This window comes from Klebsiella sp. TF21-TM (assembly GCF_019753495.1).
GTDB classification, from domain to species: Bacteria; Pseudomonadota; Gammaproteobacteria; order Enterobacterales; family Enterobacteriaceae; genus Klebsiella; species Klebsiella quasipneumoniae.
On record NZ_JAIJYL010000012.1, the window covers coordinates 99376 to 124708 of the forward strand.

Sequence of the window (25333 nt, forward strand, 5' to 3'; positions counted from 1 at the left end):
CTTATGACGAACAGAAAATAACCAGCCGATGCGCAAACGTTATCGTCCATGCGCAATCCGCTAACAATTTTTTAGTGAGTTGCTTTCATTTAGCCGCGTCATCGGATCCGCTGATACTTCAGGCGCCGGGTAAGGTGAAGGGGCCGCCGCGCTCGATAGCCCGCTGCCAGGCCGGGCGCTGCTCCACCCGCTGTCGCCAGGCCTCAATATGGCGAAGATCATGCATGCCGCCGCGGGCCAGCAGCGCCATCACCGGGAAGCTCATCTGGATATCGGCCATGCTCAGCCGATCGCCGGCAAACCATGGCCGCGTGGCAAGATGGTCGTCAATGAACCGCGCATGGGTGGCCAGCTGAGGATCGAGCCACGCTTTCTGGATACCTTTGCCCAGCAGCGAGCCCAGCGAGCGGACGCCAAAGGGCACCGGGGGTTTGCCGAGGCTGGCGAACACCAGCTTCATTAACAGCAGCGGCATCAGCGAGCCTTCGGCATAGTGCAGCCAGAAGCGGTACTGCAGTTTGTCATCCGCGCCCTGTGGCTTCAGCAGCCCATCGCTGTCCCAGCTCTCCTGCAAATACTCAAGGATCGCGCCGGACTCCGCCAGCACATAGCCGTTGTCTTCCAGCACTGGCGATTTCCCCAGCGGGTGGATTTTCTTCAATGCCGCTGGCGCCAGCATCGACTTTTCCCGCTGATAGCGGACTATCTGATAAGGCAGCTGTAGCTCCTCCAGCGCCCACAGTACGCGTTGCGATCGTGACTGATTAAGATGATGTACCGTCAGCATGGGCCTCTCCCGTGGTTTGTTCAAATTAACTATAGGAACAGGCGCGGATTGCCGGGAAAATTTCGGCAAAATAGTGAGGAAAAAACGGCGGCGGATGCCATAGTTAAAGTGTCGACGCAAACCGGAACCTCCATCAACAGATTGCGCAATATTGAGGGACGTCGACGTCGGGGGAAACCCTCTCGTGAACCAACGAGATAATGCGAAAGACCAAGACCGGAAAACAACTAAAGCGCCCAGTTGTGGCGCTTTAGTTTTATCACTCCTCCTCCAGCAGCCGGGCGCCGGTCCCCTCTTCCCCCAGCTTATCGCCCGGGTTGCGTAGCGGGCAGTCGCGCCGCGATAAACAGCCGCAGCCGATGCAGCCGTCGAGCTGGTCGCGCAGCGCCGTCAGAGTGTGGATACGCCGGTCCAGCTCCTCGCGCCACTGGGATGACAGCATTTTCCACTCTTTTGCGCTGAGATTGTGCCCTTCCGGCAGCACGCCAAACGCGTCGCCGATGGTGGCCAGCGGGATGCCGATACGTTGCGCAATTTTGATAATCGCCACCGCGCGCAGGACATCGCGCCGGTAGCGCCGCTGATTGCCGGCATTCCGCTGGCTGTGGATCAGCCCTTTACTCTCATAAAAATGGAGGGCCGAGACCGCCACGCCGGTTCGTTTTGCCACTTCCCCGGGCGTCAGCAGCATTTTGATGCGGGGTGATTTCTTTTCCATAAAGCGCTTTACCTCAAGTTAACTTGAGGAATTATACTCGCCCGCAGACAAAACGACGAATCGAGAATTGAGAGAGGCCGCTTTATGTCCCATCAGGATATTATTCAAACACTGATTGAATGGATTGATGAACATATCGATCAACCACTTAACATTGATGTAGTCGCCAAAAAGTCAGGATACTCGAAGTGGTACCTGCAGCGGATGTTCCGCACCGTGATGCATCAGACGCTGGGGGATTATATTCGTCAGCGCCGTCTGCTGCTGGCGGCGGAGGCGTTGCGAACCACCCAGCGGCCGATCTTTGATATCGCCATGGATCTGGGCTACGTCTCGCAGCAAACCTTCTCGCGGGTCTTCCGCCGGGAGTTCGACCGCACCCCCAGCGACTACCGCCATCAGATCTCCGCGTGACGCGACGGCTGAGGCACGTTCACGGGCGCGGGCGCATTGGCTAACCACTGCATAAACTCCCGCGCCGGCATCGCTTTCGCAAACAGCCAGCCCTGGCAATACTGCACGCCGCGCTTGTAGAGCCAGCTTACCTGCTCAGGCGTCTCCACGCCTTCCGCGATAGTCTTTAGACGTAACCCGCGCGCCATCTCGATGATGTGTTCGGCAATCAGGTGGCTGGTGTTGTTGGTGGTCAGCGTATCAACGAAGGTTTTATCGATTTTAAGGATATCGACGTTCAGGGCGTGCAGATTATGCAGATTCGAATAGCCGGTACCGAAATCATCGATGGCAATTTCATAGCCCGCTTCGCGGAACGCCTGAATCACCGGCGTGGTCTTCGGTACGTCGATAAACCCCCGCTCGGTTACTTCGATTTTGATCTGCCCGATACAGACCGCATAGCTGCGCGCTTTCTCACTGATCTGTGAAATCAGCCGCGCCGAGTGGAAGTCCGACGCAGAGAGATTGATCGCCACGTACAGCTGCGGATGGCTGGCAAGAAACTCTCCCATTTCGTAAAACAGCTCATCCACCACGTAGTCCGTCACCTGGGCAATCATGCCTTCATTTTCCGCCAGCGGAATAAACTCCGCCGGGTTCATCACCGGACCGTCAAACCCTGGCCAGCGCAGCAGCGCTTCCGCCCCGACGCAGCGGTTATTTTTAATATCGATAATCGGCTGGTAGTGCAGGCGCAGCTGGCGGCAGCTCAGAGCCCGCTGCAGCATATTGCGCGGCGAGTGATACTGACGGCGGGTACGCGACCACACCAGCACCAGTAAAATACTGCAGATGATCCCCAGCGGCAGCGTCAGGCTGGCCTGGTCACAAAAGTTGTGATAATAGCTGGCCCGCGAGGTGGACATAATGACGGCGATCGGCCGGATAGCGGAGCGGGCTATCGTATACACCCGGCCATTCTGATTAAAAAAGGTATCGCCTTCGCGAATTAACGCATGGAGCTCCGCGGGCTCGACATTGTTACTAACCGAGAAAAAGAGGTTGGTTTTGGTATCGAACACGCCATAGGCTAAATCGCGATCGCTGGCGATCACTGAGCTGAACGAGAAGGGATTGACCACCACCACATAGGGCCCCTTCTGCATATAATTCATAGCAAAGCCGGGATAAAACGGCGTGTCCCGGTAATAGTAAATCGCGACATCCGGCTTTTTGGTGTAATTGGCCGCCGGCATCCGCCAGCCGGTTTGCTGATGAACGGACGTTGAACAGATAAAGCGCTGGCCGTTAGCGTAGATCAGATCTTCCACATACAGCAGGCCGCGAACGATATGCAATAAATAACGCTGATGGTCCGCTGAGCACAGCTCCCCGCGATACTGGCTGGCTTTCGCCCGTGCCTGATCCGCTTCGCGGATGACCATTTCCGTTTTTTGCAGCGCCAGCTGCGAAAATGAGTGTAATTGATCAATGGTTTCGGCTTTTGCCCGCAGTTGGGCAAACCACAATGCCAGTACCACTGGCAATAAAATAACCAAACCCGTTCCGATGAGCCTTAGCGCCTTATGCGGCGTACTGTCACCCATTTACGCTTACATCCATGCGATATGCCTTAATTAAGGTAGCCCAAACACGTTAGCAATCGCGACTGCGATAGACATCAGCCGATTTCCGCCAGCCCTCACGGGCGTCAGCTTTACCACTGACAGGGAAGAATAATACTTATTTATCAGGTATTCGGAAGATATTCCGCCAAGATTAAGAATAGACGCGCTTCTGACTCGGTTTCTCCGTGTATTAAACAAGAACAAGTAATAAAACCCGCAGAATAATAATCATTAGCAAGAGAATGAAAATAAGATCATCAGGGGTTACTTACTAATATCCACATAAATAGCAGCGTTATTAAGCGCAGCGAAAGCTCATTTTTTGACTGGTGAATAAAGCGCCAAGTGTGATATAGTTCACACAAGTTGATGAAACAGAAATGGCGTTTCATCACTCTCTAGTACGCCAGTTGAGACCAGAGCGCTATGCCATCGTCAGTCGCGCCAGGTCGTGCATGGCTCCCCGACTTTCTTTGAGGACAGGTTAATGGCTTCCATTACTACCAGTGTTGTGTTGTTGCGCTGGCCCCTGGTGAGCGCGGTACTGATGTTTCTTGCCAGTTCACTGAATATCCAACTTCGCAAAAGCGATTATGCCGGTCTGGCGGTGATCTGCAGCTGCCTCGGCCTTGCCGCCGCCTGCTGGTTCGCCACCGGTTTGCTCGGCATCACCCTGCTCGATATTGCCAAAATCTGGGGCAATATCAAAGATGTGATGATTGAAGTCATGAGTCAGACACCGCCAGAATGGCCAATGATGATGACCTGAGGTTAAAAAGCTTCCCACCGGGAAGCTTTTTCGTTTTCTGCAGCCCTTATTTCCCCAGCTTCGCCATCATCTCCGGACGCATAAATTTATGGATCACCACCATAAAGAGCAGCGATGGCGCCAGCAAAATCAGCGCGGTAATCGACGAGACCTGATAGTTACCCGACATGCTGGCGTTATTGAGCAGCAGCGGTAGCGTAGTGACATCCGGTGCCCCGACGAAAAAGGTGCCGGTAAACTCATCCAGCGACTCCAGAAAAACAAAGATGCTGGCGGCAACGATCCCCCGGGGTGGATTATGTCTGCTCTGATAACGCCGCCGGCGCCGAACTGGCCGCTAACCAGCTGTTGCGCAGCGGCTGGCTCAATACTCTCCCTTCCACCTGGGCCATCACCCCCCTGCTCGACGCCGGCCTGGAATATCGCCGCTTCGGCGCGGGCGCCCTGATGCTGGCGCATGTCGCCGCCGGCCAACTCCATGCCTATTATGAAGCGCATATGAACAGCTGGGACGCGCTGGCAGGCATGCTGTTGATTGAGGAGGCGGGCGGAACGTGCAATGCGTTTCTCGCCAATGAGGGGCTGCGGCGAGGTAACCGCGTGCTGGCCGGCTGCGCAGGCGTCCAGCTACGACTGGCCGCCCTGCTGGAGAAATGACGCCACACCGCCCCCGGCGTGGCCTGACTAACGCCAGGTTTCGCTGCGGGGAATATTATTCGGGCAGCGCTTAATCGCGCAAAAGGACTGGTAAAAACAGGAGTCAGACCGCTCGCCGCCGGCATGGTACGGGCACGATGGCCGCTCGCGTAATATTTCCCACTGCGCCTCGTCGTACACCGCAATATTGTAGATTTTTAATGAATGATACTGGTCATTAATTAAAACTCTTGAGGAATAGAGCTTCATTGTCTCGCCGGGCAGCAGGATCACATCGGCCTCGTACCACATAATAAATTTTAAGAAACGCAGGCTGGATATCGCCGAAAAGGCGATGCCGGATTGCGGGCAGATCAGGGTATTAAGAATAGTCCATTTCATATTCCTTCCTTATATAAATGCTACAAATTGTTACCGTATATAGTGATAGCATTCATTAATATAAACTGCAAGCATCCCTGACAATTATGTGACTTAAGACAATTCCTAACAACACACTCCATTATTAGTAACGTTTACTTTTCGTCGAGAGATTAATGATTAGACCCTATAAAAACAGAAACAAATCAACCTAAAAAAAGAAAATACAATAAAAAATAAGATTAAATAAAAATAATTGACAATATGTATTAGTCCCTTTGGATGAGCCTTCATCCATTCGTATCAGACGATGTGGCGCTGAGCGTCGCCAAAGCTTCCGCCGGCAGAGAGGACGACGGCAGCCAGCTATTTATTGCGCGGTTGCCTCGGCGTACGACAACAGACCCGCGCAGCCATCAGGCCGCGCTCGGGTAAATGTCTTTGGTATACCGCCATAGCGAATATCTTAGCGATAATATCGCCATGGCGATTGATCTTATTTAGCTCAATCCGTATGTCGGGGTACCGTCTACAGAATATTGCCACACCGGTCTAATAAGCCCCGCTGGGGCCTTACCAGGTTTTGCCGATATTAAACTGAAACTGCTCTGCTTTATCGCCATCATACTTTTTAAATGGCTCTGCCCATGAGAAGACCAGTGGACCGAGAGGAGACATCCACTGCACGGCAATCCCAGCGGAGAGACGAATATGACTCGGATCGCCGTAGTCAGGGATCCCTGCCGCCTGCGTCTGCGCGGTGTTTTGCCAGGAGGTGCTCCAGACCGTCCCCGCATCAACAAACAGCGAGGTTCGCAGACTATCGGCATATTTGTCATTCACAAAGGGGGTTGGAATGATAAATTCGCTGTTCAGCACCGCCATGGCATTCCCGCCGACCGCATCAGATGAGGAGTCCAGCGGGCAGGCGCTATAGCTGCTTTCGCTGCCGTTACAACGGTAATAGGCCGCTTTAGGCCCGATGGTGTTAGATGAGAAGCCGCGCACTGTCGACGAACCGCCAGCGTAAAAGTTATCGTAGAACGGCACACTTTTGCCGTCTAACCCGCCGGCATAGCCTGCACGCAGGCGTTCCATCCAGATCCAGCGCTTATTCTCGTTCAGTGGCAGATACTGGGCAGTGTCAAAGGAGAGTTTGTAATAACTGTTATCCGAGCCGGGGAGGGTCAGTTTTCCGCTAAGGCTGCTTTTGTTTCCCGCTCGCGGGAAAAAGCCGCGGTCGAGTCGTTGTAACCCCATCCAATACTCACAAAATAATCGTTGGCGCTATATTTCGCGCCGCTGTCGCCATCTTTCGTCACCACGCTGGGCTCGATTCCGCGAGAGCTGAGGTAGCGCCAGGTCGACAGCTCCGGATCCATATTAGTCAGCCGATTATGAACATAATCCAGTCCCAGGTTCAGGGAGTTATTTTCGCTAATTGGAAACCCCAGCGTACTGCCTAAGCCGTAGCTCTGCTGGTTATAGCTCCCGGCGTCCGCATCGGAAGCATCATAGCTGTTATAAAAAATCTTTCCGCCCAGGCTAATGCCATCGACGGTAAACCACGGATTCGTCGCCCCCAGTTCAAGATAAGACTGATAGCTGTTGCGCGTCCCGTTGAAGCTAACGCTGTTGCCCGTTCCCAGCCAGTTATCCTGAGTCACGCCAAGCTGATAGCTCACGCCGCTGTCCGTTCCAAATCCCAGGCCCACGTTAAATGAGCCGGTGTTGCGCTCCTTCACCTTGTAGACCACATCGACCTGATCCGCCGTCCCACTAACCGGAACGATCTGCTGTTCAACGTTCTCAAAAAAACCCGTTCGGTCAAGACGTACTTTCCCTTGCTCGACTTTTTCGTTGTTGAGCCACGCCCCTTCCATTTGACGCATTTCACGGCGCAGCACCGCGTCCCGGGAGGTGTCGTTACCGGAAAAGCGGATCTGGCGTACCGAGTAGCGGCGACCCGCGTCGACCTGAATATGCAGCGTCATACGGTGATGCGCATCATCGATTTCCGGCGTGGTCGTCACTTGCGGCCAGGCATAACCATACTTGCCGAAACGCTTTTTGATCTCATTTTCAATCGTGGTGACTTGCGCCCCGCTATACCATGCCCCCGCCAGCGGCTGGGCAAGGGCCTCGATCTCCGGTCCATGCTGCGCCAGGTCGCCTGTCACCTGAGTTCGGTCGACCCGATAACGTTCGCCTTCATTGAGGGTGATGGTGATATACAGGGATTTTTTATCTGGCGTCATACTGACCTGCGTGGACTGGATAGCAAAGCGCGCATAGCCGCGATCGAGATAAAAACTGCGCAGCGTTTCCAGATCGGCTTCCAGCTTCTGTTTCTGGTATTTTTTATCCGCTACCACGTTCCACCACGGCACATTATCGCGTAGCTGAAGCTGGTCCAGGAGCGTCTCTTCTCGAAACGCCTGATTACCGATAATGTTTATTTGTGCGATTTTCGCCGATACGCCTTCCTGAAAGACGAACGTTAAGTCAACGCGATTACGCGGTAACGGGGTCACCACAGCGTGAACCTGCGCACTGTATTTTCCCGCGCTGTAATAGAAATCCTGCAACCCCTTTTCTATTTCGCTGAGCGAATTTCTATCCAGTGCGCTACCTGCAAAAATACCTGTCGCGGTGAGATTCTCCTTTAACGCATCATCCTTCACCGACTTATTCCCGGAAAAACTGATGCTGGCAATAGTGGGCCTCTCCTTAACCTGCACCACCAGCGTTTTCCCATCGCGCAGGATCTGCACATTCTCGAAATTGCCGCTCGCATACAGCGCGCGCACCGCCTCGCTGACTTCCTCTGGCGTCACCGTTTCTCCCGCGTGCAACGGCATACTTAATAGCGCCGCCCCGACGGTCACGCGCTGCAGCCCTTCAAAACGGATATCATCAACTTGATATGATGTTGCGGCGTACAACGTTAAAGGGGTAATCAATAATCCGCTGATGATATGAGTCTTTTTTAACATGAATGTGTCGTCTACGAGATAATGAGCAATAGCAGTTATCTGCTGGCGTTGAGCTTATTTGTTCAGATTGCGTATCTAAGATATGCGACAGAATTAACCTGAGCGAGACGCAGAATTACATGCAATTATGGCGACAAAATGGAGAAAAAAAGGATGTTAAATCATCTTTAAAAATATATTTAAGGATGGAACTTTTCCTGAACTCCGTGGTTCTAATGGCCAACACCAGAGCTATATTTAGATTTGCCTGAACGGTTTTTATTGAAAAAGCCCCCTTTCTTGCTAATGGAAAGGGGGAAGGATCTCGTTAGGAATGTTGTTCTCTGGAATCACCAGGAACGGGCACAATCATATTCTTAAAGCCAGCAGATATAATGAAGAGAAATTGAATAAATTATGCAATCGACATCACAACATTCTTTCATGTATTTACCGCCAGATGACAATGGAGAAAATCTCCATATTTTCCTCAAAATAGCAGAATACAGTAGGGACGCCTTATCAAGGCATCAAGGAAAGTCTATCGTTATCTACAATAGCCAAGCAGTGGCGCCTCGCCAGGGAAGGTGAGGCATAGGATTCACCATCCTGCCGCCTCCCATCATCAATCACAGGGAATTGCGTATGTCACGCTTACTTAAAACGATCTTACCCATCATTATCTGCACCCTCTTTGGGTTACCGTTCGCTTCGCCGGCGCAGGCTGCCTCCAGTCTGCAGATTGTTCTCCCCGCGCTGACATGCGATACGCTGAGCGCTACCGACTTCAGCGCCGCCGTTGGCGCAAAGGTCACTATCAACCACACTGAAATGCAAACCTCCGCGCAGGGAAGCTGGTGCAAGGTGAGCGCCACTATCGCCCCCCAGATTGGCGTGCAGATTGCCCTGCCGACCCAGCGCTGGAGTCAACGTTTCTTGCAGGTCGGCTGCGGCGGACTGTGCGGGAGCATTAACCTGAGTCTGTCGAATGCCAGCGGCTGCCTGCCGGCAATGAACGGCGAGTTCGTGGTGGCAGCAACCGATATGGGGCACCATGGCAGTATGATGGATGCTTCATGGGCCGAGGATCCGCAAAAGCGCATCGATTTTGCCTGGCGCGCCAACCACCTGACCGCAGTGCTGACCAAAGCGGTGATTCAGATGCTTTACCGCCAGCCGCCAAAATACGCGTACTTTATGGGCTGCTCAGACGGCGGTCGCGAAGCATTGATGGAAGCACAGCGCTTTCCGCAGGATTTTGACGGTATCAGCGCTGGCGCGCCTGCGGCCTTTTTCCAGTTTCAGAATTCCTTCTTCCACGGCTGGAATGTGGCCGCCAATCAGCGTCCCGACGGTACCGCTGTCTTGTTGAAAGATCGCTTACCTTTGATTCACCAGGCCATACTGGCTCACTGCCCGACGCTTTCCGGCGTGCAGGACGGCATCCTGCAAAACCCGTATGCCTGTCAGTTCTCTGAGACTTGGCTCCCCCGCTGTCCTGCCAACGCTCAGGACCGTTCCGCCTGCCTGACACAGGAAGAGATTGAGGTAGTGAAAAAGCTCTACCGCGGCGCTTACGACAGCCACAGCGCCCAGTTCGTCGCTGGCGGTCTTCCGCTGGGCTCCGAGCTACGCTGGCCGGTGCCGGAGATGCCGACCGGCCACTCAATGTCGGAAATGATGGTACTACCGGCTCTGCAATCCGTGCTCCTGCCGGGAGGAAAACAGAAGATCCATTCGATGCGGGATTTCCCACTTAATCAGCAGAATTTTGACGCCGTCGCTCAACTGGCACCGCTCTATAACGCGGCAAATACCAATCTTCATGCCTATCAACAGCGCGGCGGCAAGTTTATCCTGTGGCACGGTCTGGCCGATGACTCCGTCAGCCCAGCCTTTTCTATCGCCTATTACCGCGGCGTAGAAGCAGAGATGGGCCATGCCGCAACGGATACCTTCCTGCGGTTATTCCTGCTGCCTGGGGTAGCACATTGCGGTAATGGCGAAGGTTACGATCAAATTGATCTCCTTACCCCGCTGATGCGCTGGACCGAGGAAGGCATCGCGCCGCAAGAGCTTATGGCCGGAAAACGGGCGTCAGCCGCCGCCAAGCTGCCGCCGATGACAGAAAAACCAGATGCGCAAACGCAGTTTCACGGCGTGCAGAAAATCAGTCAGCCTTACGCTGACGCCACTCCAGCCGTTATCGCAACGCGTCCGGTGTATCCCTTCCCAGCTATTGCCCGTTATAACGGGAGCGGCGACGTGAATGACGGCGAAAATTATCATGCAGAGCAATCAACCGCGTTTGGTCATCTGCAGGTGGCAAAACCCGCCAGCGACTATATTGGCCCTGATAACCAAAAAAATTATCAGGTTCGCCGTGGCGAGCTCACCGTTCAATAAACCCGGGGCTCCTCATTGAGGAGCCATTCGTTTTTGGGATTGGCCTCAATCATGCGTAGCAAAACGCTCCAGCAATCGGTACTAAACGACCTGATCCTTTGGATCGATAATAATCTGGATAAGAAACTAACCGTCGATGATCTGAGCGATATCTCTGGTTATTCTCCCTGGCATCTATTTCGGCTCTTCCGTTATTATTTTGATCGTTCGCCGATGGAATATATCCGTCAACAGCGTATGTCGCTCTGTCGCCGTTTATTGCTGACGACGCCTGGTTACCGTATTGTCGATATTTGTATTATGGTTGGTTATGACGATCTCAGTGCGTTTAATCGTACCTTCAAAAAATATCATGCGCTCACACCCACCCAATATCGTCACCGGGTCACGCGACAAAAATAAGGAAGGTCCCCCTCCTCCGCATCGCTGCGGTTGGGAATGGAAGGGGGACAGGGGGGTATTGCAGAAGGGAAATAGCAGGATGCTATTATCGAGTCCGGTCGGGATCAACGACCTTGCGCGACGGAAATCAGTATAAAAGGATATTTTGAGCTAATAATGTAGAGGGCGTGAAGATTTTGTCACCATTTATAACCGCTTCCACCACTTTTATCTGAAATAAAAAAACCGGGCCGCGCTGCACCCGGTTTCATTCTCATCAGCACCATTAGAAATGAGTATTTACGCTCATAAAGAAGGTTCGCCCCGACTCGTTATAGGTCTCAGCACCCGCACCGTAAAGGTAAGCCCCCGTCGTCGCGTTTCCAGTCGTTTGCGCATTCCCTGCCCGATAGTGGCGGATATCAAACAGGTTATCTATCCCACTGGTGAAGCTCAGATTTTTGTTCACATCCCAGGTCGCGCTGAGGCCGACAATGCTGTATGGGCTGACTTCGTTTAGTTCGCTGCCGCTGACCGCCTCGCCCTTATAATTAAAGCGTTTTGGTTTCTGACGGCCATACCAGGTAAAGGTGCTCTGCAGAGAGAGATCTTCACGAACCTGCCAGCTCAAAGTCGAGTTCAGGGTAAACTGCGGGATCACTGACAGCCGGTCGCCTGTCGTCTTATTCTTGCTCTGCAGCATCCATGTCAGGTTATTGCTCCAGTTAACCGTCTCCCCCACTGGAAGATTCAGCGTTCCTTCCAGGCCTTCCACTAACGCTTTTGGTACGTTTTCCCACTGATAGATATTGGTGGTACCGTTGCTGGCAGTGCCCACCGCCGCATACCCTGACTCAATCTTGTTGTGATAGTCGTTACGGAACCAGGTAATTCCCGCCTGATAGCCATCATGCTTGTACTCAATACCGATCTCTTTATTGACGCTGGTCTCCGCTTTCAGGTCGCTATTTCCCATCAGATAGCAGGCGGAACTACTGGCGTAACAACCTTGACCATTGCTGTAGAGAATATAGTTCGGGTTCAACTGGTAGAGGTTAGGCGCCTTGTAAGCGCGGGCAATGCCCAGCTTAAGCGTCCAGTCATCCGTCAGTTCCTGGGACAGATTCAGCGACGGGCTCCAGTTATTACCGACGATGCTGTGGTGATCGAAGCGCAGAGCGGGTGTCAGCATGGTACTGTCCGTTAGCGCCATATTATCTTCGGTAAACAGCGAGAAAATCTCAGCGCTGGAGTACGGGCTACGATCGGTAGCCGATACACCGTCGATCGCCCCGTAAGAGAGCGCCTGGGCTGTCGACACGCCGTCTTTCATCCGCTGCTGGTTCCATTCGGTGCCCAGCGTCAGATTCTGATCGACCCCCAGCGTAAACGGAATATTCACTTCGCTATGTAGCAGAACATCGGCCAGATCGATATCTGAAAACTCGTTACTGGAGAAGATCCCTTCCGTACCGCCCGCCAGCCCTTCATTCATTCGCGAGTTGCGGGTGTGTTCGTACTGGGCATAGCTGTTGCTGGTCACGCCATTATCCCAGCCGCCGGTCCATGTTACGCCGTAAGTTTGCCGGTAGAGACGGTTAGTCTCTTTCCCGTACATACTCTTCACCAGCGTACTGGTATTGGTGTTTTGTGTGTCGCCGGCATAGAGGTTGCCCTGGCGGCTGTAGCCGGCCTCAAACTCCAGGGCCTGCATCGGGGCGAATTCCCAGCGCAGCTTACTGTGAATATCTTTGTTCACTACCCCTTCACGTCCGGCTGGATAAGAGCCCGCGTAGGAACCGGTACGCTCAGCTTCATGCCCGGCGTTAATGTCCTGAGCATCGGCCTGGGTTTTACTCAGATTACCCCAGAGATTGAAGCTAACACTGTCTGACAGCGGACCATTGAGGCTAAAGTTGGTACGTTTCGTCGACCCTTCTTTACGGTGCTGCGGAGCATTGATATAGGTATTCCACGACCCATGCCATTCAGGCGTGGTCGGTTTGGTTACGATGTTGACGACCCCGCCCATCGCGCCATTACCATAGCGCGCCGCCGCCGGGCCGCGGATCACATCGATATGATCGATCATCTCTGCCGGCACCCAGTTGGTATCGCCACGGGAATCACGATCGCCGCGCCAGCCATATCGTACCGAGTTACGGCTGGTGACCGGTTTTCCATCGACCAGCACCAGCGTATTCTCTGGCCCCATGCCACGGATATCAATTTGCCGGTTGTTGCCGCGCTGACCGCTAGTGGAGTTACCGGTCAGGTTGACCCCGGGTTGCGTGCGAATTAACTCCGACACATCGCGGGCGGGGGGATGTTTGCGAATCTCCTCTGCGGTAATGGTCGACACGCCCGGTGCCTGCAGGTTCTGCCTGGCAGCGGTCACCACCATCGTTTCCTCCTGGTTTTCGGCCGTTGGGGTGCTCTCGTCACGAGTCGATTGTTCAGTAATATTCTCTGCCGCCTGCAGCTGCACGCTACAGGCGAGCAAAGGAATGACGATCCCCAGCGGGAAGTGAGACGTGTATTTCATAGAATATGCCCTGTTTTCTGTTGCTGTCGGGCATAACGCCTTCCCCAATTGAAAAAACAAGGGGATAAAATACTCGCCTCAGCGCCTCGCCAGATTTTGGCGTAGGTCAGCCCCTTCCCGATAGTCATGGGAATAAGAAAACAGCATGAGGCATAATAAAATTAAGTGCCCTGTTTCATCATTAGAGAAAAAGCGCTTCGCGCTATTCTTTGATAGCGTAATCCAGACAGCGAATAATAAGAGTAATGTGCTGTGCTACGGTAATAAAAATGAGATTCATTATCAAGGTGATAATAATCAATATCGGATAAAAATAAAATAAACACTAATAATCAAAAGGTTAATACAAAACAGATGAGGAAGCATAAAATAAAAACATTATCATTACTTTCTATTTATCATTAAAAAAACACATTTCCGCCATATTATCTCCATAGTTAAAGTAAAGATAAAAGCACATTAATAGTAAGCGATAAAATGGGAGAAAATGATTTGTCAGCATCGTTATGTTTTTTACGCCCTTGTCGTGCCCGGCTAACGGCAGCCGTTCTGCTAAAATAAACACATCCCCCTGCGGAGTGTTCCTCCATGAACGCCAACTTGCTATCACGCCTGTTTATCGCCTGGCTCACCTGCCTCGCGACGCTGTTATTCGCCCCTATCCTGCTTGCGGCGGAGGCGGAAAAAGCGCCGCCGGTGGCAACCGAAGATAACACGCTGTCGATCCATATCGACGACATGCTGCAGCCGTGGAAAGGCGATCTGCCTGGCATGCTTGATCGGCGCACCATCCGGGTATTAACCACCTACAGCAAAACCTTCTTTTTTATTGATAAAGGAACCCAACGCGGAGCGACGCACGACATTTTCATGGCGCTGGAAAACGATCTGAATAAACAGCTGGCGAAAGATAAAAAGCTGAAACAGCGCCACCTGAAGCTGCATATCGTTTTCGTGCCGGTCAGCCGGGATAATCTCTTCACCGCGCTCAACGAAGGTAAAGGGGATATCGTCGCCGCCAACCTGACCATCACTTCGTCGCGGGAAGCCCAGGCCGCTTTCGCTCAGCCGCTCTACAGCGGCGTCAAAGAGTTGCTGATCTCCGGCCCGGCGTCGCCAAAGGTCGACAGCCTGGAGCAGCTCTCCGGTCAAACGGTCTTTGTTCGCCGCTCCTCCAGCTATTACGACAGTCTGCAAGCGCTGAACGCCCGATTTGCCAGTGAGTCAAGACCGCCGGTTACCCTGGAAGCGGCGCCGGAAGCGCTGGAGGATGAAGATCTGCTGGAAATGCTCAACGCCGGGCTGGTGCCGTTGATCGTCGTCGATCAGCATAAAGCTGTTTTCTGGAAACAGGTGTTTCCGAAAATCCAGGTCCATGACAACGTGGTGCTGCGTGACGGCGGCAACATTGCGTGGGCGGTACGCCAGGACAGTCCGCAGCTGCTGGCGCTGCTGAACAACTTTGTGAAAAAGAATCGTCAGGGCACCACGCTGGGCAATACTCTCCTGCTGCGTTACCTGAAAAACGCTAAATATGTCAAAAATGCCGCAGCGAGTCAGGAACGGCGCAAGTTCCTCGCCATGGTGGACGTCTTCCGTAAATATGGCGATCGCTACGATGTCGACTGGCTGCTGATGGCGGCCCAGGGATACCAGGAGTCGCGGCTGAACCAGTCGGTTCGAAGCCACGTCGGCGCCGTCGGGGTGATGCAGGTGATGCCCAGCACCGGAAGAGAGCTGAAGGTGGGCGATATTAAACAGCTGGATCCCAACATTCATGCTGGCGTGAAATATATGCGCTGGATGATAGATCGATACTATGCTGATGAGCCCATGACCCGGCTGGATAAAGCGCTATTTACCTTTGCTTCCTACAACGCCGGTCCAGCGCGTATCGCCCGCCTGCGCACCATGACCAAACAGCGCGGGTTTGATCCAAACGTCTGGTTCGGTAATGTCGAAAATCTGGCGGCAGAAAAAATCGGCGCGGAAACGGTGACCTACGTCAGCAATATCTATAAGTATTACATCGCCTATCGGCTGATCGTCGATGACATGGCCCGCAAACAGAAAGCGACGGCCGCGCCGCGGCAAAGGCCAGCGACACAGCCCGCCGCACCGCAGCCAGGCGTGGCGACGCCCGCAACCGCTCAGGTGCCCGCGGCCTGAAGCGCTCGCGATCCGCGATCAGTGGTCAAAACGACTCCTGAGGCGGTGGTGGAATAATCATAAAAAAAGCCCCGGCGAAACCGGGGCTTTCTGTTTTAACTACGCGAATATTGCGTCTAAGGCAAGCCTTAGAACGGGATATCGTCGTCGAAGTCCATCGGCGGTTCGTTGGAAGGCGCTGCCGGAGCCTGCTGCTGCGGACGGGACTGCGCGCCGCCGCTGAACTGGTTGCCGCCCTGCGGCTGCTGAGGCTGACCCCAACCGCCCTGCTGCTGGCCGCCGCCTGCCGGTGCGCCGCCGCCCTGACGGCCGCCCAGCATCTGCATGGTGCCGCCAACGTTCACCACCACTTCAGTGGTGTATTTATCCTGACCGGATTGATCGGTCCACTTGCGGGTACGCAGCTGGCCTTCAATGTACACCTGAGAGCCTTTACGCAGGTACTCACCAGCGACTTCCGCCAGTTTGCCGAACAGCACAACGCGGTGCCATTCAGTCTGCTCTTTCATTTCGCCGGTCTGCTTGTCACGCCAGGATTCGGAAGTTGCCAGCGTGAAGTTGGCGACTGCGCCGCCACTTGGCATGTAGCGTACTTCCGGGTCCTGCCCCAGATTACCGACGAGAATCACCTTGTTTACGCCTCTGCTGGCCATGATCGAATCTCCTGAATAATACGTTTTGTATAAGTGTAAACCGGGAATTCTAACACCACAAAGGGACAATTTGATAGCTGCTAAGCCAATTCCAGAAAACATGCCGCCGCTATGCAAATTTTCACACGCTTCCCGCAGCGCCATTCCAATACTGTATATCCAGACAGGTTAAATTGTGTCATAATTAGCCGTTTCTGCCGTTTGTCCTTCAAGCAAACCAGGCAATCCGTGTATCTACCTACCGGGAAAGGTGAATGGATAAGATCGAAGTTCGGGGCGCCCGCACCCATAATCTCAAAAACATCAACCTCGTTATCCCGCGCGACAAACTCATTGTCGTCACCGGGCTTTCCGGGTCTGGCAAATCTTCACTGGCTTTCGACACCCTGTATGCCGAAGGCCAGCGTCGCTACGTCGAATCGCTCTCCGCCTATGCGCGACAGTTCCTGTCGCTGATGGAGAAGCCGGACGTCGACCATATCGAAGGGCTGTCGCCGGCGATTTCCATCGAACAGAAATCAACCTCTCACAACCCCCGCTCGACGGTGGGTACTATTACCGAAATTCACGACTACCTGCGTCTGCTGTACGCCCGCGTCGGCGAGCCGCGCTGTCCGGACCACGACGTGCCGCTGGCGGCGCAGACCGTCAGCCAGATGGTCGATAACGTCCTCGCCCAGCCGGAAGGCCTGCGTCTGATGCTGCTGGCGCCCATTATTAAAGAGCGTAAGGGCGAGCACACCAAAACCCTGGAAAACCTCGCCAGCCAGGGCTATATCCGCGCACGGATCGACGGCGAAGTCTGCGATCTCTCGGATCCGCCGAAGCTGGAGCTGCAGAAGAAACACACCATTGAGGTGGTGATCGACCGCTTCAAGGTCCGCGACGATCTGGCGCAACGTCTGGCCGAGTCGTTTGAAACCGCGCTGGAGCTCTCCGGCGGTACCGCCATCGTGGCCAATATGGATGATGAGAAAGCGGAAGAACTGCTGTTTTCCGCCAACTTCGCCTGCCCGATCTGCGGCTACAGCATGCGCGAGCTGGAGCCGCGCCTGTTCTCCTTCAACAACCCGGCGGGCGCCTGCCCGACCTGCGACGGCCTCGGCGTGCAGCAATATTTCGACCCCGATCGCGTGGTGCAAAATCCGGAGCTGTCGCTGGCGGGCGGCGCCATCCGCGGCTGGGATCGGCGTAACTTCTACTACTTCCAGATGCTGAAGTCGCTGGCGGAGCACTACAAGTTCGACGTCGAAGCGCCGTGGGGCACTCTCAGCGCCAGCGTGCAGAAAGTGGTCCTGTACGGTTCCGGTAAAGAGAATATTGAATTCAAATACATGAACGACCGCGGCGACACCTCGGTACGCCGCCATCCGTTCGAAGGCGTGCTGCATAACATGGAGCGCCGCTACAAAGAGACGGAATCCAGCGCGGTGCGCGAAGAGCTGGCGAAGTTCATCAGCAATCGCCCGTGCGCCAGCTGCGACGGTACGCGTCTGCGCCGCGAGGCGCGCCACGTGTTTGTGGAAAACACCCCGCTGCCGACCATTTCCGATATGAGCATCGGCCACGCGATGGACTTCTTCAACAATCTGAAACTCTCCGGCCAGCGGGCGAAAATCGCCGAAAAAGTGCTGAAAGAGATTGGCGATCGCCTGAAGTTCCTCGTCAACGTCGGCCTCAACTACCTGACGCTCTCCCGTTCGGCGGAAACGCTCTCCGGCGGCGAGGCCCAGCGTATCCGTCTGGCGAGCCAGATTGGCGCCGGACTGGTTGGCGTGATGTACGTCCTGGATGAGCCCTCCATCGGCCTGCACCAGCGCGATAACGAGCGACTGCTCGGGACCCTGATTCACCTGCGTAATTTGGGCAACACGGTGATCGTCGTTGAGCATGACGAAGACGCCATTCGCGCCGCCGACCATGTGATCGATATCGGCCCTGGGGCCGGGGTCCACGGCGGCCAGGTGGTGGCGGAAGGGCCGCTGGAGGCCATTATGGCCGTCCCGGAATCCCTGACCGGCCAGTTCATGAGCGGCAAGCGCAAAATTGAAGTGCCGAAGCAGCGCGTGCCCGCCGATCCGGAGAAAGTCCTCAAACTGACCGGCGCGCGCGGCAACAACCTGAAAGACGTGACGCTGACTCTGCCGGTGGGCCTGTTTACCTGCATTACCGGCGTCTCCGGCTCGGGTAAATCAACGCTGATCAACGATACCCTGTTCCCGATTGCCCAGCGTCAGCTTAACGGGGCGACCATCGCCGAACCGGCGCCGTATCGCGATATTCAGGGGCTGGAGCACTTCGATAAAGTCATCGATATCGACCAGAGCCCGATCGGCCGTACGCCGCGCTCCAACCCCGCGACCTATACCGGGGTGTTTACGCCGGTGCGCGAGCTCTTCGCCGGGGTGCCGGAATCACGTTCCCGTGGCTATACGCCGGGTCGTTTCAGTTTTAACGTCCGCGGCGGTCGCTGCGAAGCCTGCCAGGGCGACGGGGTGATCAAGGTCGAAATGCACTTCCTGCCGGATATCTACGTACCGTGCGACCAGTGCAAAGGTAAGCGTTATAACCGCGAAACGCTGGAGATTAAGTACAAAGGCAAAACCATCCACGAAGTGCTGGATATGACCATTGAAGAAGCGCGCGAGTTCTTTGATGCCGTACCGGCGCTGGCGCGTAAGCTGCAAACCCTGATGGATGTCGGCCTGACCTATATCCGTCTCGGCCAGTCGGCGACGACGCTGTCCGGCGGCGAGGCGCAGCGCGTGAAGCTGGCGCGCGAGCTGTCCAAGCGCGGTACCGGCCAGACGCTGTATATCCTCGATGAGCCGACCACCGGTCTGCACTTCGCCGATATCCAGCAGCTGCTGGAAGTGCTGCACCAGCTGCGCGATCAGGGCAATACCATCGTGGTGATTGAGCACAACCTCGACGTGATAAAAACTGCCGACTGGATTGTCGATCTCGGCCCGGAAGGCGGCAGCGGCGGCGGCGAAATTCTGGTTTCCGGTACGCCGGAAACCGTCGCTGAGTGCGAAGCCTCGCACACCGCGCGCTTCCTGAAGCCGATGCTGAAATAATTAGCGGGAAAGCTGCTGCCGGACCGGCTCCGGCAGCATTTTCACCGCCTGCTGGTAAGACGCATCGACCAGGTAGTAGATTTGCGAATCCGGCAGCGAGCCATCCAGAAAGACGGTGCTCCAGTGCGCTTTATTGAGATGCTTGCTGGGCCGGACGTCGCGATGCTGCTGCCGCAGGAGCTCCGCCAGCTCCGGACTCGCCTTCAACGCAACCGCCGGCCGCTGGTCTTCGACCTCCTTCACCATGGCAAACAGCACGTCCGAGACCTTAATCTGCGTGGCTTTCCAGTCGCTGTGGACGCTCTGCTCTGCTCCCGGCTTCGCCATGCAGTACTGCAATAACTCCGAAATTGTCATCTTTTATTCCCCCATGAGCGTCGCAACGATGTGCCGCGAACCGCCGTGTATCCGATGCTCCCCCAGCCAGATGCCCTGCCAGGTCCCCAGCCTGACGCGTCCGTCCTCGACCGGCAGCATCAGCGACACGCCAAGCATCGATGATTTGATGTGCGACGGCATATCGTCAGGGCCTTCATAATCATGTTCGTACGGCGCATTGTCCGGCACGGCGTTGAGAAAATACTGCTCCATGTCATACCGGACGGTGGGATCGCAGTTTTCGTTGAGCGTCAGGGAAGCGGAAGTATGCTGGAGCAGGAGGTGTAGCAGGCCGACCTTCATCCCGGACAGCCCGCGGATCTGGCCGAGGATTTCGTCGGTGACCAGATGAAAACCACGGGATTTGGGCCCAAGCGTCAGGGTTTGCTGATACCACATCATCGACTCCTTTTTGCGAATGAATCCCTCTAAGTGTGCAGCAATACGTGAAAAGGTAAAACCTTCCACCCCGGATTTTGCATAAAAAAACGGCAGCGTCACCGCTGCCGTTTATCCCGTTCAGGCGCCCATCAGTATTCGGAATTGACGATCACTTCTTCGCCCAGCGCGCCGGCCATCGGCAGCGGCTTGTAGGAGGAGTTGGCGGCGCGCAGCACGCGGATCCCGCGGGCGCCCGCCTCGCGGGCAGCGGTAATGTCGTTATCCGAGTCGCCATAGAAAACCTTTATCTGCTTCGCCTGCAGCCACTGGGTCTTGGTGTTCTGACCCGGCTTATCGCCAGCGAAAATCACCGGGTTCATATTGGCGGCCGGGATGAGGAAATCATCCTGCAGGGTTTTAGAAACGGTTTCTGTTTTGGTCTGGCTGCGGCCGGTGACGAACCAGATGCTGTCGCCACGCTTCACATGCATGGCAATCAGCTGGCGCGCCACCTCTTTTGGCATGCTGAATTCGTCCCAGCCGTTGTTCATTTTTTCCCAGAACTGCGGGTTTTTCAGGTAATCCTCACTGCCGGGGGAGAAGGTTTTTTGCCCGCGCCAGAAACCGGGACTGGAGAAGAGGACGGTGTCATCGATATCAAAACCGACGGCCATCGGCGGGCGCCCCAGCAGGCTGTTCTCAATTTGCGCCACCGAAACCCAGTGGATCGGCGCCTGCTCGGCCAGCTGGGCCACGTTGGTACCGACCCACAGCGGCTGCGGCGTGGAGGCGCGCGCCACGACGGCGCTGTTCAGCGTGAACAGGAGAGAGGCCGCCGCAAGGGCGAGAGTAAGTTTGCGCATATTTATCCCTAAATCTATCAATCATTATTGTTTTCAATAATGTGCATGCTTAGTAACGTCCCGACCTTACCCGCAGGCGGCAGGGATGAAAAGCCTTTTTCGCGCAGATGTCATAGAAAAAGAGGATGATCACAATCAGAGGGGGTTGCCCCTGCCCGTTGACCGGCAGAGACAACCTGCTGGAGAGCGGCTTAGATTACCGCGGCAAAGGCTTTCGCTACCTGCTGAACATTACGTGAGTTTAACCCCGCCACGCACATACGTCCGCTGGCAATCAGGTAGACGCCAAACTCGTCGCGCAGGCGATCCACCTGCGCCGCGCTGAAGCCGGTGTAGCTGAACATCCCGCGCTGCTTGAGCAGATAATCCACTTTGCTGCCCGGAGCAACCTGCTGCAGCGCGTCGACCAGCGCCTGACGCATGGTCAGGATATGCGCGCGCATGGCGTCCACTTCCGCCTGCCAGGTGGCTTTCAGCCCGGCATCGTTCAGCACCGTCGCCACCACCTGCGCGCCAAAGCTCGGCGGGCTGGAGTAGTTGCGGCGCACGGTGGCCTTCAGCTGGCCCAGCACGCGGCCTGCGGTTTCACTGTCTTCACAGACCACCGACAGGCCGCCGACGCGCTCCCCGTACAGGGAGAAAATTTTGGAGAAAGAGTTGCTGACCAGCATCGGCATCCCGGCGCTGGCGATGGCGCGAATGGCGTAGGCATCCTCTTCCAGCCCTGCGCCAAAGCCCTGGTAGGCAATGTCGAGGAACGGGATCAGCTGACGCGCTTTCAGGATCTCCACCACACGATCCCACTGTTCCGGCGTCAGGTCGGCGCCGGTCGGGTTGTGGCAGCAGGGGTGCAGCAGCACAATGTCGCGCGCCGGCAGCGTTTGCAGCGTCGCCAGCAGCGCTTCAAAGCGCACGCCGTTGGTGGCTTTATCAAACCAGGGGTAAGTACTTACTTCGAAGCCAGCCCCTTCAAATATGGCGATGTGGTTTTCCCAGGTCGGGTCACTGACCCAGACATGAGACTCAGGAAAGTAGCGTTTGAGGAAGTCGGCCCCGACCTTCAGCGCGCCCGAACCGCCAACCGTCTGAATGGAGGCGATGCGGTTTTGCTTAAGCGCGCTATGCTCTGCGCCAAACAGCAGCGGGGCAATCACCTGGCGGTAGCCGCTCAGCCCTTCCATCGGCAGATACAGCGAGGCGCCGTGCGGCTCGGCGTTCAGGCGCGCTTCCGCTTCCGCCACCGCCTGCAGCTGCGGGATAATGCCGTCATCGTTGTAATACAGCCCGATACTCAGGTTGACTTTGTCGCTTCGCGGGTCTTCTTTGAAGCGTTCCATCAGAGAAAGAATTGGGTCGCCGGCGTAGGCGTCAACTTTTTGAAACACGCGATGTATCTCCAGGTTTACATAGGGCAGGTTCTTACACAATAAACCGGATATGACGGCAGGTCGAGAGGATGTTGAGGGGAAAGTGACTGCGCAGCGGTATAAACCGCTTTTTTGTCCGCGGCTATACCGATTGCGTACCGGACCAGCGTCTGAGCTATCCGGTACGAACGAGGCTCAGTCGAGGTATTTCATGGCTACGCGGGAGGTCAGTCGCGTAATAAGTTCGTAAGCGCTCACTTTCGTTATCTCGGCGATGCGCTCTACCGGGAGTCCCTCTCCCCACAGCACCACCGCGTCGCCGGCTTTATCCTCGGCCTGCGGGCCGAGGTCAACACAGATCATATCCATCGCCACCCGGCCGACAATCGGCACTTCGCGGCCATTGACCAGCACTGGGGTGCCCGACGGCGCGGCGCGCGGATAACCGTCGCCATAGCCCATCGCGACCACGCCGAGCCGAGTGTCGCGTTCGCTGACCCAGGTGCCGCCGTAGCCGACGGGCTCCCCTTCTTTATGCTCGCGCACGGCAATCAGGCTGGACGTCAGGGTCATCACCGGCTGACAGCCAAAATCTTTCCCGGTGGAGCGATCGTCCAGCGGCGACACGCCATACAGGATAATGCCCGGACGCACCCAGTCATAATGCGACTGCGGCCACAGCAGGATGCCACCCGAGGCGGCAATAGAGCGCCATCCCGGCTTGCCTTCGGTAAAGGTGGTGAAGATATCCAGCTGCCGTTCGGTGGCGCCGCAGGTCGGCTCATCGGCGCGGGCGAAGTGGCTCACCACGTTGACCGGCTGGCGGACGTTTTTGCACTGGCTCAGACGCTGATAAAACGCCTCAGCTTCCTCCGGGCGCACCCCTAAGCGATGCATACCGGTATCCAGTTTCATCCACACGGTCACCGGCTCGGGGAGGTCGGCTTGCTCCAGCGCCGCCAGCTGTTCGGGGCTATGCACCGCCGTATGCAGACGCTGAGCGGCGATCACCGCCAGGTCTTCCGCCGCAAAAAAGCCTTCCAGCAGGAGGATCGGCTGGGCGATCCCCCCCGCTCGCAGGCGCAGCGCCTCTTCCAGGCGGGCGACGCCAAAAGCGTCGGCGTCGGTCAGCGTTCGCGCGGTCTCAAGAAGACCGTGTCCGTAGGCGTTCGCTTTCACCACCGCAACCAGTTTGCTGGCAGGCGCCAGTTCACGCAGACGTTGCAGGTTGTGTCGCAGAGCGCGGCGGTTGATAACTACAGTTGCCGCTTGCATTTGAATTCCTTAATTAAAGAAGGAGGAAGGATTACTCATCATCATACTGAGGGCCAGCATAATTATCGAAACGCGACCACTGGCCGTTGAAGGTCAGTCGCACGGTGCCGATCGGGCCGTTACGTTGTTTACCAATGATAATTTCCGCGATGCCCTTCAGATCGCTGTTCTCGTGATAGACCTCATCACGGTAAATGAACATGATTAAGTCGGCATCCTGTTCGATAGAACCGGACTCACGCAGGTCGGAGTTGACCGGGCGTTTATCGGCACGTTGCTCCAGCGAGCGGTTCAGCTGCGACAGCGCCACCACCGGCACCTGCAGCTCTTTGGCCAGCGCCTTCAGCGAGCGGGAGATTTCGGCGATCTCGAGGGTACGGTTGTCGGAGAGCGACGGCACGCGCATCAGCTGCAGGTAGTCGATCATAATCAGCCCGATGCCGCCGTGCTCGCGAGCGATACGCCGCGCGCGGGAACGCACTTCCGTCGGCGTCAGGCCGGAGGAGTCATCGATATAGATGTTACGTTTTTCCAGCAGAATGCCCATGGTGCCGGAGATCCGCGCCCAGTCCTCATCGTCCAGCTGACCGGTACGAATGCGGGTCTGATCGACGCGCGACAGCGAGGCCAGAGAACGCATCATAATCTGTTCCGAGGGCATCTCGAGACTGAAGATGAGTACCGGCTTGTCCTGCAGCATCGCTGCGTTTTCCACGAGGTTCATGGCGAAGGTCGTTTTACCCATCGACGGACGGGCGGCGACGATAATCAGATCCGACGGCTGCAGGCCGGCGGTCTTTTTGTTGAGGTCGTCGTAGCCGGTGTTGACCCCGGTAACGCCGTCGTGGGGCTGCTGGAACAGCTGTTCGATACGGGCGACGGTGGCGTCGAGGACATCGGCGATGTTTTTCGGCCCTTCGTCTTTATTGGCCCGGCTTTCAGCGATTTTAAAGACGCGGGACTCGGCGAGGTCGAGCAGATCTTCGCTGGTTCGCCCCTGCGGGTCGAAGCCGGCCTCGGCGATTTCATTGGCCACCGAGATCATCTCGCGCACGACCGCGCGTTCGCGCACGATGTCGGCATAGGCGCTGATGTTTGCCGCGCTGGGGGTATTTTTGGACAGTTCAGCCAGATAGGCGAAGCCGCCCACGCTGTCCAGCTGTCCCTGACGCTCCAGCGACTCCGCAAGGGTGATCAGGTCAATCGGGCTGCCCGACTCCTGCAGGCGCGCCATCTCGGTAAAGATATGACGATGCGGACGGGTATAAAAGTCGTCGGCAACGACGCGTTCGGCGACGTCGTCCCAGCGCTCGTTATCCAGCATTAAACCGCCCAACACCGACTGCTCCGCTTCAATCGAGTGCGGCGGGACTTTCAGCCCGGCGAGCTGCGGATCGCGTTCGCGGGTTTCTGTCTGTGGTTTGTTGAAGGGTTTATTTCCTGCCATAGCCTAACGTTTCACCGATACGGAAAAGAGCGTGACAGTATAGCGAGAAAGCCATTGCCGCTAAAGAACCCATTCAGCGTGACTGGCCTGAGGCGGGT

At 55.7% G+C, this 25333-nt stretch carries 18 protein-coding genes and 4 pseudogenes; 8 read left to right on the plus strand and 14 right to left on the minus strand.

All coding sequences use genetic code 11. The features are described from left to right. Positions 1 to 118: 118 nt before the first annotated feature. A complete protein-coding gene (locus K5R89_RS13655; protein WP_023291647.1) occupies positions 119 to 787 on the minus strand; it encodes a glutathione S-transferase family protein in 669 nt (222 codons plus the stop codon). 259 nt (positions 788 to 1046) lie between these two features. Next, complete coding sequence (soxR, locus tag K5R89_RS13660) at positions 1047 to 1505, minus strand: redox-sensitive transcriptional activator SoxR (RefSeq protein ID WP_004206331.1); 459 nt, start codon at positions 1503 to 1505, stop codon at positions 1047 to 1049. A gap of 84 nt (positions 1506 to 1589) precedes the next feature. Here soxR and soxS point away from each other — a divergent pair, with 84 nt between their 5' ends. Further along, the gene (gene soxS / locus K5R89_RS13665; RefSeq protein ID WP_004206330.1) at positions 1590 to 1919 is read left to right on the plus strand and encodes a superoxide response transcriptional regulator SoxS; all 330 of its coding nucleotides are present in this window, start codon (positions 1590 to 1592) and stop codon (positions 1917 to 1919) included. Here soxS and K5R89_RS13670 read toward each other — a convergent pair. Then, a complete protein-coding gene (locus tag K5R89_RS13670) occupies positions 1904 to 3508 on the minus strand; it encodes an EAL domain-containing protein (RefSeq protein ID WP_023291645.1) in 1605 nt (534 codons plus the stop codon). The genes soxS and K5R89_RS13670 overlap by 16 nt on opposite strands. A gap of 508 nt (positions 3509 to 4016) precedes the next feature. On the opposite strand from K5R89_RS13670, the gene K5R89_RS13675 reads away from it, so the two are divergent. Further along, complete coding sequence (locus tag K5R89_RS13675; protein WP_002885064.1) at positions 4017 to 4298, plus strand: YjcB family protein; 282 nt, start codon at positions 4017 to 4019, stop codon at positions 4296 to 4298. A 46-nt stretch (positions 4299 to 4344) separates the two neighbouring features. Here K5R89_RS13675 and K5R89_RS13680 read toward each other — a convergent pair. Then, a pseudogene (locus tag K5R89_RS13680) lies at positions 4345 to 4584 on the minus strand (ABC transporter permease); the annotation flags it as partial. Here K5R89_RS13680 and K5R89_RS13685 point away from each other — a divergent pair. Both K5R89_RS13685 and K5R89_RS13690 read left to right on the plus strand, forming a co-directional pair. Then, a pseudogene (locus K5R89_RS13685) lies at positions 4584 to 4688 on the plus strand (LacI family transcriptional regulator); the annotation flags it as partial. The pseudogenes K5R89_RS13680 and K5R89_RS13685 overlap by 1 nt on opposite strands. 9 nt (positions 4689 to 4697) lie before the next feature. After that, a pseudogene (locus K5R89_RS13690) lies at positions 4698 to 4955 on the plus strand (inositol monophosphatase); the annotation flags it as partial. A 27-nt stretch (positions 4956 to 4982) separates the two neighbouring features. On the opposite strand, the gene iraM reads toward K5R89_RS13690, so the two are convergent. Both iraM and bamA read right to left on the minus strand, forming a co-directional pair. Beyond that, positions 4983 to 5336: an anti-adapter protein IraM gene (iraM, locus tag K5R89_RS13695; protein ID WP_023291644.1), complete on the minus strand. Its 354-nt coding sequence runs from the start codon at positions 5334 to 5336 to the stop codon at positions 4983 to 4985. A gap of 552 nt (positions 5337 to 5888) precedes the next feature. Continuing rightward, positions 5889 to 8311: pseudogene (bamA, locus tag K5R89_RS13700) on the minus strand (outer membrane protein assembly factor BamA). Between the two features lie 624 nt (positions 8312 to 8935). Here bamA and K5R89_RS13705 point away from each other — a divergent pair. Then, entirely contained in the window at positions 8936 to 10696 is a 1761-nt protein-coding gene (locus tag K5R89_RS13705) for a tannase/feruloyl esterase family alpha/beta hydrolase (RefSeq protein WP_101989613.1), read from the plus strand. A gap of 33 nt (positions 10697 to 10729) precedes the next feature. Continuing rightward, positions 10730 to 11098 (plus strand): helix-turn-helix transcriptional regulator, encoded by a 369-nt coding sequence (locus tag K5R89_RS13710; protein WP_048296437.1) that lies wholly within the window; start codon positions 10730 to 10732, stop codon positions 11096 to 11098. 265 nt (positions 11099 to 11363) lie between these two features. On the opposite strand, the gene K5R89_RS13715 is transcribed toward K5R89_RS13710, so the two are convergent. Beyond that, positions 11364 to 13622, minus strand: coding sequence for a TonB-dependent siderophore receptor (locus K5R89_RS13715; protein ID WP_023291640.1), 2259 nt, complete (start codon positions 13620 to 13622; stop codon positions 11364 to 11366). Positions 13623 to 14210: 588 nt separating this feature from the next. On the opposite strand from K5R89_RS13715, the gene K5R89_RS13720 reads away from it, so the two are divergent. After that, positions 14211 to 15791, plus strand: coding sequence for a lytic transglycosylase F (locus tag K5R89_RS13720; RefSeq protein ID WP_065813172.1), 1581 nt, complete (start codon positions 14211 to 14213; stop codon positions 15789 to 15791). 128 nt (positions 15792 to 15919) lie between these two features. Here K5R89_RS13720 and ssb1 read toward each other — a convergent pair whose 3' ends face one another. Further along, positions 15920 to 16444 carry a single-stranded DNA-binding protein SSB1 gene (ssb1, locus tag K5R89_RS13725; protein ID WP_004151744.1) on the minus strand — a complete coding sequence of 175 codons (525 nt, stop codon included), beginning with the start codon at positions 16442 to 16444 and terminating at the stop codon, positions 15920 to 15922. A gap of 254 nt (positions 16445 to 16698) precedes the next feature. On the opposite strand from ssb1, the gene uvrA reads away from it, so the two are divergent. After that, entirely contained in the window at positions 16699 to 19524 is a 2826-nt protein-coding gene (gene uvrA / locus K5R89_RS13730; RefSeq protein WP_023291635.1) for an excinuclease ABC subunit UvrA, read from the plus strand. Here the strand turns inward: uvrA and K5R89_RS13735 are convergent, their stop codons facing one another. The 6 genes from K5R89_RS13735 to dnaB form a co-directional block, all read right to left on the minus strand. Beyond that, positions 19525 to 19881, minus strand: a complete 357-nt coding sequence (locus tag K5R89_RS13735; protein ID WP_023291634.1) for an MmcQ/YjbR family DNA-binding protein — start codon at positions 19879 to 19881, stop codon at positions 19525 to 19527. Between the two features lie 3 nt (positions 19882 to 19884). Then, positions 19885 to 20301 (minus strand): secondary thiamine-phosphate synthase enzyme YjbQ, encoded by a 417-nt coding sequence (locus tag K5R89_RS13740; RefSeq protein WP_048296434.1) that lies wholly within the window; start codon positions 20299 to 20301, stop codon positions 19885 to 19887. Positions 20302 to 20432: 131 nt separating this feature from the next. After that, complete coding sequence (gene aphA, locus K5R89_RS13745) at positions 20433 to 21146, minus strand: acid phosphatase AphA (protein ID WP_004151745.1); 714 nt, start codon at positions 21144 to 21146, stop codon at positions 20433 to 20435. Between the two features lie 191 nt (positions 21147 to 21337). Next, a complete protein-coding gene (gene tyrB, locus K5R89_RS13750) occupies positions 21338 to 22531 on the minus strand; it encodes an aromatic amino acid transaminase (RefSeq protein WP_101976119.1) in 1194 nt (397 codons plus the stop codon). A 177-nt stretch (positions 22532 to 22708) separates the two neighbouring features. Beyond that, on the minus strand, positions 22709 to 23788 hold the full coding sequence (alr, locus tag K5R89_RS13755) for an alanine racemase (protein ID WP_101989615.1): 1080 nt from the start codon (positions 23786 to 23788) through the stop codon (positions 22709 to 22711). 31 nt (positions 23789 to 23819) lie between these two features. Continuing rightward, a complete protein-coding gene (dnaB, locus tag K5R89_RS13760) occupies positions 23820 to 25235 on the minus strand; it encodes a replicative DNA helicase (RefSeq protein WP_002884942.1) in 1416 nt (471 codons plus the stop codon). Positions 25236 to 25333: the final 98 nt, after the last annotated feature.

Coding starts and splice junctions, on each gene's coding strand:
- K5R89_RS13655 (WP_023291647.1), bottom strand. CDS start 787: ATGCTGACGGTACATCATCTTAATCAGTCACGATCGCAACGCGTACTG.
- soxR (WP_004206331.1), bottom strand. CDS start 1,505: ATGGAAAAGAAATCACCCCGCATCAAAATGCTGCTGACGCCCGGGGAA.
- soxS (WP_004206330.1), top strand. CDS start 1,590: ATGTCCCATCAGGATATTATTCAAACACTGATTGAATGGATTGATGAA.
- K5R89_RS13670 (WP_023291645.1), bottom strand. CDS start 3,508: ATGGGTGACAGTACGCCGCATAAGGCGCTAAGGCTCATCGGAACGGGT.
- K5R89_RS13675 (WP_002885064.1), top strand. CDS start 4,017: ATGGCTTCCATTACTACCAGTGTTGTGTTGTTGCGCTGGCCCCTGGTG.
- iraM (WP_023291644.1), bottom strand. CDS start 5,336: ATGAAATGGACTATTCTTAATACCCTGATCTGCCCGCAATCCGGCATC.
- K5R89_RS13705 (WP_101989613.1), top strand. CDS start 8,936: ATGTCACGCTTACTTAAAACGATCTTACCCATCATTATCTGCACCCTC.
- K5R89_RS13715 (WP_023291640.1), bottom strand. CDS start 13,622: ATGAAATACACGTCTCACTTCCCGCTGGGGATCGTCATTCCTTTGCTC.
- K5R89_RS13720 (WP_065813172.1), top strand. CDS start 14,211: ATGAACGCCAACTTGCTATCACGCCTGTTTATCGCCTGGCTCACCTGC.
- ssb1 (WP_004151744.1), bottom strand. CDS start 16,444: ATGGCCAGCAGAGGCGTAAACAAGGTGATTCTCGTCGGTAATCTGGGG.
- uvrA (WP_023291635.1), top strand. CDS start 16,699: ATGGATAAGATCGAAGTTCGGGGCGCCCGCACCCATAATCTCAAAAAC.
- K5R89_RS13735 (WP_023291634.1), bottom strand. CDS start 19,881: ATGACAATTTCGGAGTTATTGCAGTACTGCATGGCGAAGCCGGGAGCA.
- K5R89_RS13740 (WP_048296434.1), bottom strand. CDS start 20,301: ATGTGGTATCAGCAAACCCTGACGCTTGGGCCCAAATCCCGTGGTTTT.
- aphA (WP_004151745.1), bottom strand. CDS start 21,146: ATGCGCAAACTTACTCTCGCCCTTGCGGCGGCCTCTCTCCTGTTCACG.
- alr (WP_101989615.1), bottom strand. CDS start 23,788: ATGCAAGCGGCAACTGTAGTTATCAACCGCCGCGCTCTGCGACACAAC.
- dnaB (WP_002884942.1), bottom strand. CDS start 25,235: ATGGCAGGAAATAAACCCTTCAACAAACCACAGACAGAAACCCGCGAA.